Below are 13,048 nucleotides of genomic sequence, written 5' to 3'. Positions count from 1 at the left end.
ACCGCTCAGCCGTCCGCCGGCGGCCTGCCCTCCGCCGTGGCGATCACCTCGTCCAGCACCTCCCGGGAGCGCAGCAGGTCGGTGATCTGCCGGTCGATGCGCTCGCGTTCGGTGGTGAGGTCGCCGACCAGGCGCGGGGTCGCGATCGCGGACGGGCCGCCGTCGGCGTCCCGCACACAGGGCAGCAGCTCGGCGATCTTCGAGCTGCCCAGACCGGCCGCGTAGAACTCCTGGATGCGGATGACCCGGTCCACCGCCCAGTCCGCGTAGTCGCGGTGGCCGCCGGGCGTACGGTCGGCGGTCAGCAGCCCCTGGGTCTCGTAGTAGCGCAGGGAGCGCTCGCTCACGCCCGTCAGCCGGGCCAGTTCGCCGATCCGCACGGGGACACCTCGTTTTCCGGGGCAGGGGCAGGGGCAGGGCCGGTGCAGGGTCGAGGCCGAGGTCCGGGGTTGAACCTGACACCGGTGTCAATTCTTACCGTTCCGGCATGACGCACACGACAGCTTCCCGGAAGATCTTCGAACCGGCCGTCCTCGGCGCCCTGACCCTTCCCCACCGCCTGGTGATGGCCCCGCTGACCCGCAACCGCGCCACACCCGAGGGCGTACCGACCCCGCTCATGGCCACCTACTACGCCCAGCGCGCCACGGCCGGGCTGATCATCGCGGAGGCGTCCACCCCGAATCCGGTGGGCCAGACCTACCCCGACATCACCGCGATCCACAGCCCCGTCCACGTCGAGGGCTGGCGGCGGGTGACCGAGGCCGTCCGGGCCGAGGGCGGCCGCATGATCCTCCAGCTCCAGCACGGCGGACGGGTCGGCCACCCCGACACCAGCGGGCTGACCCCCGTCGCCCCCTCACCGGTCCCGCTGCCCGAGACGATCCACACCCCGGCCGGACGGGTGCCCTCCGTCGTCCCCCGCGAGATGACGGCCGAGGACATCAGGACCACGGTGGCGGACTTCGCCCGGGCCGCCCGCAACGCGATCGAGGCGGGCTTCGAGGGCGTCGAGGTGCACAGCGCCAACGGCCACCTCCTCCACCAGTTCCTGGCCGAGAACACCAACCGGCGCACCGACGCCTACGGGGGCCCCGTGGACCGCCGTATCCGCTTCGTCGTGGAGGTGACCGATGCCGTCGCCGAGGCCGTCGGCCCCGAGCGGGTGGGGCTGCGCGTCTCGCCGGGCAACACCGTCAACGGCATCGAGGAGGGCGCCACCGGGGCGATCTACCCCGCACTCGTGGGCGCGCTGGCGGGTCGCGGCCTGGCGTATCTGCACGTCGGGTACGCGGACCCGGACTCCCCGGTCTTCCTGCGGATCCGCAAGGACTGGCCGGGCACCCTGATCGCCAACCCGGTGCTGCCGCAGGACCGCATCCCGGACGACGGCGGCCTCGCCCACGGCGAACGCCTGCTGGCCGCCGGCGCCGACCTGATCGCCCTCGGCCGCCCGTTCCTCGCCAACCCGGACCTGATCCACCGCATGCGCACGGGCGCCCCGGTGAACCAGGTGCGGGACGCGTACCTGATGTACGTGGGGGGCGCGACGGGCTACACGGACTACCCGACGCTCGACCCCGGGGAGTGAGCGGTTGCGGGTCCGGGCCCGGCACACGGCCGGGTCCGGATCAGCGCCCGGCGGCGAACGCGACGAAGTCCGCCCAGGCGGACGCGGTCACCAGGAGGGCCGGTCCGGCGGGGGTCTTGCTGTCGCGGACGGGGACGAGCCCGGGGAAGCCGTCGGCGACTTCGAGGCAGTTGTTCGCTCCGCCGTCGCTGTAGCTGGACTTGCGCCAGGTCGTGCTTCCGAGGTCGGGAATTCGGCTCATGAACTGTGCTCCTCCAGGACACCCCTGATGAACCCGATGGACCCCGGCGGGGGCAACGCCCGGTCCCGGAGGCGATCGTAGGACAGCCGACAACGTGTCACGGACGCCGGATCTTCGAACAGCTCGGCGCAGCCATTGCCTTCCGTGTAGGCACTGGGGGTCCCGTCCTCCTGCCAGAGCAGGGTCAGCGAGCCGTCCATGAGGTGGTGGGCGCCCACCGAGAACGGCAGTACCTGAAGGACGATCGACGGCAGCTCCGCCATGTCGATCAGATGCGTCAGCTGCTCGTGCCACATCTTCCCGTCCATGACGGGGCGACGCAGGGCGTACTCGTCGATGATGATCCGTACCGAAGGCGCTGGGGTGCGGTGAAGCAATTGCTGGCGGCCCATCCGTGCCACCACCTGGTCCTCCACCAACTCGGCCTCCGCCGCCGTTTCCTGAGCGCCGGACAACGACACCCGGGCGACGTCCTCCGTCTGGAGAAGCCCTGGAATCCCGAGCGTGAAGAGGTGCATGATGCAGGCTGTTGCCTCCAGCCGCATGAACTCCTTGTACCGGTCCTTGAAGACCTCCCGGCGGGCCACCTTCCACAGCCGCACCAGCAGGTCCCCGGACTTGTAATAGCGGTCCAGGTCCTCCATCACGGCCAGCTTGGACAGCCGCTGGCCGGTCTCCAGCCGGTACAGGTAGCTCTTGTCGTACCGGGTCTCCTCCGCCAGCTGGCCGAGGGACTTGCCCGACTGTTCCCTGAGGTACCGCAGGGCCCGCCCCAGGGCCGCGCGACCCGACTCCTCGTCCACGTCGGCCGGTTGTTCCGTCACCGTGGTCGTCCTCCCGTTGTCCCGTGCCCCGGCAACCGTGCGCCTCTGTCGAGGTTACGCGCAGACGGTGATCATCGGAATACGAACGGTGAGCATCACCCGATGGAAGACACCCACCTCTGCGAGGCGCCCCCATGAACGAACTTCCCCTCCGCCTGCTGCCCTGGAACTCCCCCGAAGGCAAGCCCTGTTACCTGAGCACGGACGACCCCGGCAGCAGGCTGTCGCGGATGGCGGACGAGGTGGAGGCCGAGCTGATCGCCTCGGCCGCGGCGGTGCTGGCCGGTGCGGAGGCCGTGCTCGCCGACATGGCGGCCGGCGAGGTGGCGGTGAGGTTCGCGCTCACCAGGACCACCGAATCACTGAGGGACGCCCTGCGCGTCGCGGAGTGCCGGGCACGCTGCGAAGCCCCGTGAGGCCCGGATCACACCGGGCCATGTCACACCGGGCGGGGCCCGGACCGTCGGAGGGGTGTACGCAGCATGCGACACCGACACAGGAGTCCTCATGGAAGCCCGTCTCAACGTCTTCGGCAGCCCGCTCGCAGCCAAGGTCATCAAGCACATCAACGCGGCCGGCAAGGTGATCTCGGACTCGCCGCTGCCCGCCGCCACCCAGGAACTGGTCAAGATCCGTGCCAGCCAGATCAACGGCTGCGGGTTCTGCCTCGACATGCACACCAAGGAGGCCGTCGAGGCAGGTGAGACCTCGACGCGTCTGCACCTGGTCGCGGGCTGGCGGGAGGCGACGGTGTTCACCGACGCCGAGCGCGCCGCCCTGGAGCTGGCCGAAGAGGGCACCCGTATCGCCGACGGCGCGGGCGGGGTCACGGACGAGGTCTGGGCGAACGCCGCCAAGCACTACGACGAGGAGCAGCTCACCGCCCTGGTGGCCATCATCGCCCTCATCAACACCTACAACCGCTTCAACGTCATCACCCGGCAGCCCGCGGGCGACTACCGGCCCGGCCAGTTCGCCTGAGCGCCGTACGCCTCCGGGGCCGAGATCCGGTCCCGGAGGCGGGGCGCGTCGTCACCGCCCGTCCGGCGGTCCCGTACCGAAGACGCACCTGTCGGAAATCACCCCGGAAAAGGTTTCGGAATTCACCCGGAAAACGTGAGGAATGACGAGCAAAAGTGCTCCGGAGCGCTAGTCCGTACATAGCGTTCCAGCCCTGAGACCGCCCACTCCGTTCGATTACAGTGCTTGCGCAGTCGCACACCGTAGGGCGGACGGAAGGAAGGGACACGGTGAGCACAGGGACCACAGGGACCGCAGCTGTCTGGGGCCGTGCCCAGCAGCAGGACTTCCGCAGTCGGGTACGGGGCTCCCTGCTCGGCGGAGCCATCGGGGACGCGCTCGGGGCCGGCGTCTCCGGGCTCACCCTGGAGGCCATACGCGCCGCCCACGGGGCGGACGGGGTGACCGACTTCGTCGCCGCGCACGGCAGACGCGGCAGCGTCACCGCCGTCACCCAGCTCACCCTCTTCACCGTCGACGGCCTCATACGGGCCCAGGTGCGGCGGGACACCGGTGCCTGGCACCCGCCCACCGATGTGTACCGCGCCCATCTGCGCTGGGCGGCCACGCAGAATGCCTGGGGGCCCGACGAACGCCGGACGGACAACGGCTGGCTGGCCGGTGAGGAGTGGCTGTACGCCCGCCGCGCCCCCACCCGTGAATGCATCGCCGGCTTCGGTGACGCCACGATGGGCACCCTCGCCGTCCCCAAGAACCCGGCCGCGCGGGACTCCGCCGCGCTCACCCGCTCCGGGCCCTTCGGTCTGCTCGTCGGCTGGGAGCCGCAGCTCGTCCTCCAACTGGCCGTCGAGTGCGCCGCCCAGACCCACGGCCACGCCACTGCCCAGCTGGCGGCGGGGGCCTTCGCCCTCCTGGTGCACGGGCTGGCCCGAGGCGAGACCCTGGACGGCTCGGTACAGCGCGCCTTGGCGCTGCTCGCGGACCGTCCGGGCAGCGAGCAGGTCGGCGACGCGTTGCGGCAGGCCCTCGGCTCCGTACGTCAGGGCATCCCCGGGCCCGCGCTCATCGAGGCGCTCGGCGACACCGACTCCGCGGAGGAGGTGCTCGCCGTGGCGCTGTACTGCGCCCTGGTCGGAGAGGACGTACGGCACGGACTGCGCCTCGCCGTGAACCACTCGGGGCCGTCGGCCGCCACCGGGGCCGTCTGCGGGGCGCTCCTCGGGGCGCTGCACGGGGAGACGGCGCTGCCGCCGGCCTGGCTGGCCGAGCTGGAAGGGCGCTCCACCGTCCTGGAACTCGCCGACGACTTCGCCATGGAGATGACGCAGGGCCCGGCCTTGCACAGCACGACCGCCGCCGCCCCTGGCTGGCTCGCCCGCTACCCCCGGGGCTGATCCGGGGACAGCGGGGGAAGCGGGCGGACGCCGCCGCGCCCGCCCGCCGTTCGTCCGCCCGTGCCGAGGGCGGGTGACTCAGTCCTTCACCCCTTCCGGGACGCCCGTGCCCTCGGGGCCGGTCTGCTGGGCGGGTACGGCCGCCGCGGCTGTGCCCGCCGGGCCGTCGTCGTCGGAGTTGATCTTCTCGATGAGGGCGTCGCGCTCCGGAGTGTCCTCGGGCTTGAGGAACCCGATGACGACGTAGAGCACCAGGGAGATCGCCAGGGGCAGCGCCACCTGGTACTGGAGGGCGACATCCGTCTTCACGGAACCGTCGAAGTCGTAGTTGGTGAAGTAGAACGCGAGCAGCCCCGCCGCCCAGCTGGTGAGCGCCGCCGTCGGCCCCGACCGGCGGAACCCGCGCAGCAGCCCCAGCATGAACGGGATCGCGATCGGCCCCATCAGACCGGCCACCCACTTGATGACGACCGAGATGATGTCCTTGAAGGCCGGTGAGTTGATCTGGGTGGCCAGGGCCATCGACAGGATGAGGAAGGCGAGCGTCGAGAGCCGGGCGGCCAGCAGCCCGCTGCGGTTGTCCCAGGAGCGGGCGGCCTTCGAGAAGACCGGCGCGATGTCCCGGGTGAAGACGGCCGAGATGGCGTTGGCGTCGGAGGAGCACATGGCCATCGTGTGCGAGAAGAAGCCGACGACGACCAGACCCAGCAGCCCGTGCGGCAGCAGCTGTTCGGTCATCAGGGCGTAGCTGTCCGAGGCGTCCGGCTTCTTGGCCTCGACGAGCAGCGGGGCCGCCCACATCGGGAAGAAGAGCACGGCCGGCCAGACCAGCCACAGGATCGCGGAGAGACGGGCCGACCGGGTCGCCGAGCGTGCGGAGTCCGTGGCCATGTAGCGCTGGGCCTGGTTCCACATGCCGCCGTTGTACTCGAAGGTCTTGATGAAGAGGTAGGCCAGCAGGAAGGTCACGGTGTACGGGCCCGCCGTCGGCTCCGCGTGACCCTCGGGCAGCTTGTCCCAGACCGTCCACAGCGAGCTGAAGCCGCCGAGCTCGTGCATCGTGATGACGAGCATGGCCAGACCGGCGAAGAGCTGGATGATGAACTGCCCGAGCTCCGTGAGCGCGTCGGCCCAGAGCCCGCCGACCGTGCAGTAGACGGCGGTGATGGCACCGGTGATGAAGATGCCCTGGGTGAGGCTGATCCCGGTGAAGACGGAGAGCAGCGTCGCGATCGCCGCCCACTTGGCCCCGACGTCCACGATCTTCAGCAGCAGTCCCGACCAGGCGAGCGCCTGCTGGGTGGGGATGTTGTACCGGTTCTTCAGGTATTCGAGCGGCGAGGCCACGTGCAGCCGCGAGCGCACCCGGTTGAGCCGGGGCGCGAAGAGCTTCGCCCCGATTCCGATACCGATGGCGATCGGCAGCGACCAGGTCACGAACGACGTCACACCGTACTGGTAGGCGATACCGGCGTACCCGGTGAACATCACCGCGCTGTAGCCGGACATGTGGTGCGAGATGCCCGACAGCCACCACGGCATCTTGCCGCCTGCCGTGAAGAAGTCGCTGACGTCGTCGACGCGCTTGTGCGACCAGAGTCCGATCGCGACCATCACGCCGAAGTAGCCGATGAGCACGGCCCAGTCGAGACTGTTCATGTGCCCCCTCCAGGGGTCCGCCTTGTGAACGGGAACGCACTTCGTCGGTACGGCCGTTCAGCGGGGCCCCCTGCGGGAAAGGGACTGCGGGGATTGAACCGTCTTCCCGCACCCACGGTCAAGGTTTCTGCGGTCAGAGATGTGAACGCAGTCCAGCAAGGCGAACGATTTTACGTGTTCTTGACCTTGGGGGGCGTTGTCGTGAACGTGACCACGGCCACACGATGGGCGGGCACTTCGTCAGGCTGTGCGGAGAGATGGGCGACAGCGTCGGCGCCGACGGCAACGGCGCCGACAGCGGTGAACTGCCGGTGCGTCAGCGGTCGCGACACGGCGACACGAGAACGCGGAACGACCGCACGGGATGCGGGTCCCGTGCGGCCGGAGAAGGAGGAGGGCTGAACGATTCGGCTCTGCGTGAGGCGCGTGCGCAACGTGCGCGCGCCGGGTGGCACGGTGGGCCGGCAGGCTGTGCCGACCGGTGCCACGCCCGGTCATGGGCCGAGCCCCCTCGGCCAGGACGGCGAACCAGTCGAGAGGGCTCCTGGCGATGATGCGTGGTGACCGCCGCGCCGTGCGCGGCCGGGCCGGTCAGGCGTCGACGGTGCCCGCTGCGACATCGCGCACGAAGGCGTTCCACGCGCCGGGCACGAAGGTCAGTGAAGGGCCCTCGGGCGCCTTCGAGTCGCGTACCGCGATGGCCTGCGTGACGGGGGACTTGACCTCGACGCATGCGCCGTTGCCGCCGGAGTACGACGACTTGGTCCACTTTTCGGTAGCGCCCTGAAGAATAGCCACGGTGACTCCGGTTCAGAGAGGGGTGTGAGTGACACCAACTTCGTTCCTGTTGGCGTGATCGACGCTACTCGCGAACTCCGAGGCGTGGAGGCGTCGTTCACTCGACCGGATGGCATATCCCGTGCGCGTCTTCCGCGTGAGGTGGTGACGGTGTATCTTCCCGCCCCCACCTCACTGATATGCCTCTGTTCCGTGCACACCCGACGATATCGCTCCGTGGGCCGGCTGCTTCTCCTGTGCGCTCAGCGGGTGTAACTCTTGGCGATGTCGCTGATGAATTCACGCGTCTGCTCCACGTTCAGGGCCTGGGCGCGCAAATGCTCGTACATCACGCTGTAGCGCTGGACGTCATTGGCCTTCTCCAGATAGAGGTCGCTGGTGACCCCTTCGATGTACACGACGCTGGAGTCGGCGGCGTCGGGGAATTCCAGGATGGCGTACTGGCCGTTGATGCCCGGGTGCGCACCCATCTCGAACGGCAGCACCTGCACGGTGACATGGGGCAGGTGCGACTGCTCGATGAGGTGTTCGAGCTGCTCGACCATCACCTGGTTGCCGCCGACCAGCCGACGCAGCGCGGACTCGTCGATGACGGCCCACAGGCGCAGCGGCTGCTCGGTGGAGTTGACCCGGTCCTGCCGTCTGGCCCGGACGTTGACGCGCTTCTCGATGTCGGACGGAGGGGCTTCCGGGAGCGCCCCGCTGATCACCGCCTCCGCATAGCTCCGGGTCTGCAGAAGGCCCGGGACGACCTGGGGCTCGTACACCCGGAGGGATTCCGCGTCCGTCTCCAGACCGATGTAGACGCTGTACGGGATGTCGCCGAACGCGTGCCACCAGCCCTGCTGGCGGGAATCCTTGGCCATCTGCATGAGCGAGTCGACGACCCGGTGGTCCTCGACCTCGTACACCCCGCAGAGATCACGTACGTCGCGCTGGCTGATGGAACGGCGGCCGTTCTCCAAGCGGCTGATCTTCGACTGCGAGACCAGCAGCCGCTCCGCCACCTCCTCGGCGGTCATGCCCTTGATTTCGCGCAGGCGGCGCAATTCCTGGCCCAACCGGCGTCGCCTGACGGTGGGATTGACGTTGGTCGGCACGGAAACGGCACCTCCGGCTATGCAGCTGTTGTAGCTGTGCGTATCTACTGCTCAGCAGATTGCCACCCATGGCACCGGGCGCGCTGGGAAATCGCCAACACGCAAGAGCGCGGGACAGCCGGTGGGTCCGGCTGTCCCGCGCCTTGTGCGGCTCCCGAACCGGGTCATGGGGACGTCGGTACGGCGGTTGACGGCGCCGCGCGTAACTGTCCGCGCGGTCGTGCTGTCAGTGTTGTCAGTGGACGGCAGAGGTGTGCGCCATGCTCCCGCCACGGGCTGGTGCTTGCGGCTGCAACGGCACGCCTGCCGCCTGCTGGTTACGTCGTGGCTGGACTGCCACGCCGTTCTGGACGTCCATCACGGCGTGCGCGACGAGACCGCCCATCGGGTCGTGCCTGATCAGGTCCCGGAGCCGGGAGCGCGATGAACGCCCCTCGTTCCCGGGATACAGGTGCTTGCCGAGTCCGACCGCGTGGGCCAGCGCGGCGAGCGCCGCGGTCCGCGGGTCCGGCGGTACGCCGGTGCGGATCGCACTGTCCAGCCGGGACCTGATGTCCCGGCTGACCGCCGTCTCCGTCGCCTGGTAGCGCGTCGTCGGCAGTACTCCGCACATCTGGCCCGCCACGGCATGCACCATGCCGCACCGCTCCAGATGGGCGAGATAGATCTGGCGGAGCCCCAGCCGGGGCCCGCCGATCCAGTGGACGGCCCGGACCGGGCTGCCGCGACGGCGCAGCAGTTCCAGTGCGGAGTCCAGAGTCGGATCTCCTGTCGGCCGTGGCATCACCACGGCGATACGATCCCCGTCAGGGGCTATCCGTCCTGCCAGAGCCAGCTCCACTAGCTGTGCCCCGGCCAGGCCGAGGTCGAGCGACTGCGGCTGCGCTGTGGTACCCGTGGTCGGGTCCAGAGCGAGCAGCAGAAGCTCCTCCGGAATTGTTCTGCGGCTCCTGCCCATCCATGCCTCCCCGCGTGGATGAATGACAGGGTGACCCCTCTCACATTGGTCTGTCGAGGGTGCCTGGGTGCTTTGTGAGGGAACCGTTAGGTATGTCGTTCCCGTCTAGCAGCCGAGCCCAGGTTCCACACAGGACACTGGTACACGGTTCGGACAGTGCGGGCATGTCCCCGCGGCGCATGGAGGAGGCATCGGTGGCGGGCGAGTCCCCCGACAAGTCGGAGCAGCGGAAGTCGTCGGAGACGACTGAGGAACGCGATCCGCGTTTCGCCGTGTTCCGCGAACCGGCCGCCTCGGCGGGAGCCGGGAGTACGGCGGGCAGGACGGCGGGCGCCGGCACGGACACCGCGACGGCGGTCTTCCGCGCGCCGCGGTCCGAGGGTGCGGACGCGCGTGCGCAGGACGACGGTGACGACGACGTGACGGACGTGCCGGGGTCCGCGCCGGACTCCGGGGACGCGTCCTCCCGGGCCGATCAGGGCGGCGAGGACGGCGGCCCGGCCGCCGATGGGGCCGGAAAGGGCTCAGGAGGCCCCAGGAAGGCTTCTGCGCCCGCCGGTGGGACCGAGGAGCCCGGGGACGCCGTGCGCGACCCCGAGGCGTCCGAGGCGCCCTCGGGTGACGCGGCTGAGGCAGGCGCGGGATCCGGGAGTGAGGACGCGGACGAGAACGGGAACGAGGCGGCGAACGGCCACGACTCCGACGACTCGGACGGCCCGGACGACTCCGACGACTCCGACGGCCCGGACGACTCCGAGGTGACGTCCGGACCCGGGACGGACGCCGACGCGGAGGCCACCACCGGCGAGTCCGCCCGTACCGCGTCCGACACGTCCAAGGACGCACGGCTGCGGTCCGCCGTCGCGGCCTGGGTCGCAGGTGACGACGAGGCGGACGGACCCGAGACCGAGCCGAAGTCCGAGACCGAGGCTGCGCGCGAGTCGAAGCCCGGGTCGAAGTCCGAGCCGAAGCCCCAGCCCGAGACCTCCCCCGGCGAGAACGAGGCCGCCGGCACCCCGCGCGTCCCCAGGAGCCGCGAGGAGGCCACCGGCCCCGACCGGACCGCACCTGGCAAGGAGGAGGCCGACGCCTCCGCCGAGGACGACGCCGAGACGTCGGAGCCCGCCGGGGACAAGCGAGGAATCGATCAGCCGACGGCCGTCTTCAAGGCACCGCGGCCCCAGGTGGACCAGCCGACGACGGCCCTGAAGCTGCCCCCGCGCGCCGCCGGGGCGAAGACCGGGACCAAGGCGGCCAAGGCGGAGGCGAAGGCTGCCCCGGACTCCACCGGCTCCACCGGCTCCACCGGCTCCACCGGCTCCACCGGCTCCACCGGCTCCACCGGCTCCACCGGGTCCGGCGAGACCCCCGCCGAGCGCACCAGCAAGTTCGTCCCGCTGCGGTCGGACGACGTCCGGCCCGCCGAGCCCGCTCCGTCCCGTACGCCCGACGCGTCCGGCACGTCCGGCTCGTCCGGCTCGTCCGGCTCGTCCACCGGACGGATCGGCCCCACGGTCACCCCGGACGTCAGGGCGGGCGCCACCGGCCCGGCCGCCGGATACGTCGAGGCCGAGCGGACCCGGCAGCAGCCCATGCCGCCCAAGCCGCCGCTCGACCTGCTGGCCGAGCTGACCAACACCCCGCCGCCGCCGGAGACCCCGGTCCGCACGGCGGTGCGGCGGGTCAAGATCTGGACCCCGCTGGTCCTGCTCCTGCTGATCGTCTTTGCGATCGCGCAGGCGGTGCGCCCGCTCCCCGACCCCACGCTGTCCCTTTCCGCCGCGCCCACGTACACCTTCGGCGGCGAGAAGCTGGTGATGCCGTGGCCCGAGGAGGGTCAGGGCGCGGTCGAGGTCGAGGGCGTCGGAGCCATCGGCTCGTACGGCAAGGAGAAGCCCGCGCCGATCGCGAGCATGGCCAAGGTGATGACCGCCTACGTGATCCTCCAGGGCCACCCGATCACCGGCGATCAGAAGGGCGAGCAGATCGAGGTCGACGAGCAGGCGGGCAAGGAGGCCGCGATCACGGACGAGTCGACCGCCGCGATCGAGAAGGGCGACAAGTTCACGGAGTACCAGATGCTCCAGATGCTGATGATCCCCTCGGGGAACAACGTGGCGCGGCTGCTGGCCCGCTGGGACGCCGGGACGGAGAAGGCGTTCATCGAGAAGATGAACGCCGCCGCCAAGGACCTCGGGATGACCAACACGACCTACACGGACCCGAGCGGCCTGAAGGCCTCCACCATGTCCACGCCCGCCGACCAGATCACGCTCGGCAAGGCGGTCATGCGGAACGATGTCTTCCGGGAGGTCGTGGACATGCCGCAGGCCGACATCCCGGGCGTCGGCAGGATCTACAACAACAACTACATCCTGCTGGAGGACGGGGTCAACGGGATCAAGACGGGATCCTCGACCCCGGCCGGCGGCAACCTGCTCTGGACGGCCAACACCGTCGTCGACGGCAAGCCCCGCCGGATCATCGGTGCGGTGATGGGCGCCACCGTCGAGGGCATCCTGGAGGCGAAGCTGGAGCGGGCGCGGCAGAACAGCCTCAAGCTGATCAAGGCCGCCCAGAAGGGCGTCGACTCCGCCACCGTCGTCAAGAAGGGCCAGGTCGTCGGGTACGTCGACAACGGCTTCGGCGCCCGGACCCCGGTCGTCGCCACCAAGGATCTGAAGGCGGTCGGCTGGGGTGGGCTCCAGGTCGACCTGGAGCTGACCGACGGCGGCAGGACTCCCGCCCACGAGGCCGAGGCGGGCACCGTCGTGGGCCAGGTGTCGGTGGGCGCCGGTACGGGCAAGGTCTCCGTCCCGGTCGCCCTGCGGAGCGCGATGACGGAGCCGGGCTTCGGCGACAAGCTCACCCGGATCTCCTGACCCGGAAAAACGGCGGTGGGCCCCGACACCTGTCGGGGCCCACCGCCGTTCCGGGGCCTTCCGGCCCGCCCGGTGATCAGCCGCAGTGCTCCCAGCCACTGGTGTAGGACGCCTCGTTGATGCCGCCGCCCCACATCACGCACGTGCCGTTCGCCGCGGCCCGGACGGGGCCGGCGTACGAGGTGTAGTCGTTCTCGTCCCCCTTCCAGCTGCCGCCCTGGACTCTCAGCTTCGCGTGCATGAGCGTCGCCTTGCCCGCGATCGCCCGTATGGTCACGACACAGTTGGAGCTGCCGTTCCAGAGGAGGTACGAGGTGGCGGCGGGGCTGTTCGACACCTTCTCGGAGTCGATGACGCTGTACCCCGAGCCGCAGATGGAAGCCGGGTTGGCGGCGGCGTAGGAGGGCGTCGTGGAGGCGACGACGGCCACGGCACCCATGACGGCGGTCAGGACGGCGGCATAGGACTTGCGCACGAGAGAACTCCTTCTCAGTCAAATGATCTTGGTGACCATACGGGAGGCGGCCGGGCTCCCGTAAGTACCGAACCTGGCCGTTCGGCGCTCGTGCTAGCGTCCCGAATCGGACACCGAGGGGAGTCGGCCGGGCCGGGCGGGGCAT

General features: G+C 70.2%; 13 protein-coding genes. 5 read left to right on the top strand and 8 right to left on the bottom strand.

Features of this window, described 5'->3' with window-relative positions; translation table 11 throughout:
* Positions 1-5: 5 nt before the first annotated feature.
* The gene (locus SACTE_RS13330) at positions 6-380 is read right to left on the bottom strand and encodes a MerR family transcriptional regulator (protein WP_014046555.1); all 375 of its coding nucleotides are present in this window, start codon (positions 378-380) and stop codon (positions 6-8) included.
* Between the two features lie 107 nt (positions 381-487).
* Here SACTE_RS13330 and SACTE_RS13325 point away from each other — a divergent pair, with 107 nt between their 5' ends.
* Complete coding sequence (locus SACTE_RS13325) at positions 488-1,591, top strand: alkene reductase (RefSeq protein WP_014046554.1); 1,104 nt, start codon at positions 488-490, stop codon at positions 1,589-1,591.
* A gap of 40 nt (positions 1,592-1,631) precedes the next feature.
* Here the strand turns inward: SACTE_RS13325 and SACTE_RS13320 are convergent, their stop codons facing one another.
* Together SACTE_RS13320 and SACTE_RS13315 are read right to left on the bottom strand one after the other, a co-directional pair.
* Positions 1,632-1,832, bottom strand: a complete 201-nt coding sequence (locus tag SACTE_RS13320; RefSeq protein WP_014046553.1) for a DUF397 domain-containing protein — start codon at positions 1,830-1,832, stop codon at positions 1,632-1,634.
* On the bottom strand, positions 1,829-2,656 hold the full coding sequence (locus tag SACTE_RS13315) for a helix-turn-helix transcriptional regulator (protein ID WP_014046552.1): 828 nt from the start codon (positions 2,654-2,656) through the stop codon (positions 1,829-1,831). The genes SACTE_RS13320 and SACTE_RS13315 overlap by 4 nt, the downstream gene beginning before the upstream one ends.
* Before the next feature lie 134 nt (positions 2,657-2,790).
* On the opposite strand from SACTE_RS13315, the gene SACTE_RS13310 reads away from it, so the two are divergent.
* The 3 genes from SACTE_RS13310 (at position 2,791) to SACTE_RS13300 (ending at position 5,031) form a co-directional block, all read left to right on the top strand.
* Entirely contained in the window at positions 2,791-3,072 is a 282-nt protein-coding gene (locus SACTE_RS13310; protein ID WP_014046551.1) for a hypothetical protein, read from the top strand.
* 91 nt (positions 3,073-3,163) lie between these two features.
* Complete coding sequence (locus SACTE_RS13305; protein ID WP_014046550.1) at positions 3,164-3,637, top strand: carboxymuconolactone decarboxylase family protein; 474 nt, start codon at positions 3,164-3,166, stop codon at positions 3,635-3,637.
* Between the two features lie 269 nt (positions 3,638-3,906).
* The gene (locus tag SACTE_RS13300; protein ID WP_014046549.1) at positions 3,907-5,031 is read left to right on the top strand and encodes an ADP-ribosylglycohydrolase family protein; all 1,125 of its coding nucleotides are present in this window, start codon (positions 3,907-3,909) and stop codon (positions 5,029-5,031) included.
* 78 nt (positions 5,032-5,109) lie between these two features.
* Here the strand turns inward: SACTE_RS13300 and SACTE_RS13295 are convergent, their stop codons facing one another.
* From SACTE_RS13295 to SACTE_RS13280, 4 genes are all read right to left on the bottom strand, one after another.
* A complete protein-coding gene (locus SACTE_RS13295) occupies positions 5,110-6,690 on the bottom strand; it encodes a sodium:solute symporter family protein (protein WP_014046548.1) in 1,581 nt (526 codons plus the stop codon).
* 591 nt (positions 6,691-7,281) lie between these two features.
* Entirely contained in the window at positions 7,282-7,488 is a 207-nt protein-coding gene (locus SACTE_RS13290) for a DUF397 domain-containing protein (RefSeq protein WP_014046547.1), read from the bottom strand.
* A 242-nt stretch (positions 7,489-7,730) separates the two neighbouring features.
* Positions 7,731-8,588 (bottom strand): helix-turn-helix transcriptional regulator, encoded by an 858-nt coding sequence (locus SACTE_RS13285; RefSeq protein WP_014046546.1) that lies wholly within the window; start codon positions 8,586-8,588, stop codon positions 7,731-7,733.
* A 235-nt stretch (positions 8,589-8,823) separates the two neighbouring features.
* Entirely contained in the window at positions 8,824-9,546 is a 723-nt protein-coding gene (locus SACTE_RS13280; RefSeq protein ID WP_014046545.1) for a GPP34 family phosphoprotein, read from the bottom strand.
* 164 nt (positions 9,547-9,710) lie between these two features.
* On the opposite strand from SACTE_RS13280, the gene SACTE_RS13275 reads away from it, so the two are divergent.
* Positions 9,711-12,428 carry a D-alanyl-D-alanine carboxypeptidase gene (locus SACTE_RS13275; RefSeq protein ID WP_014046544.1) on the top strand — a complete coding sequence of 906 codons (2,718 nt, stop codon included), beginning with the start codon at positions 9,711-9,713 and terminating at the stop codon, positions 12,426-12,428.
* A 76-nt stretch (positions 12,429-12,504) separates the two neighbouring features.
* Here SACTE_RS13275 and SACTE_RS13270 read toward each other — a convergent pair whose 3' ends face one another.
* Positions 12,505-12,903: a hypothetical protein gene (locus tag SACTE_RS13270; protein ID WP_014046543.1), complete on the bottom strand. Its 399-nt coding sequence runs from the start codon at positions 12,901-12,903 to the stop codon at positions 12,505-12,507.
* Between the last annotated feature and the right edge of the window lie 145 nt (positions 12,904-13,048).

The sequence above is a fragment of the Streptomyces sp. SirexAA-E genome, assembly GCF_000177195.2.
GTDB lineage: Bacteria > Actinomycetota > Actinomycetes > Streptomycetales > Streptomycetaceae > Streptomyces > Streptomyces flavovirens.
Note: the sequence above shows the minus strand (reverse complement) of the source record. Positions and strands in the feature narration are given on the sequence as shown.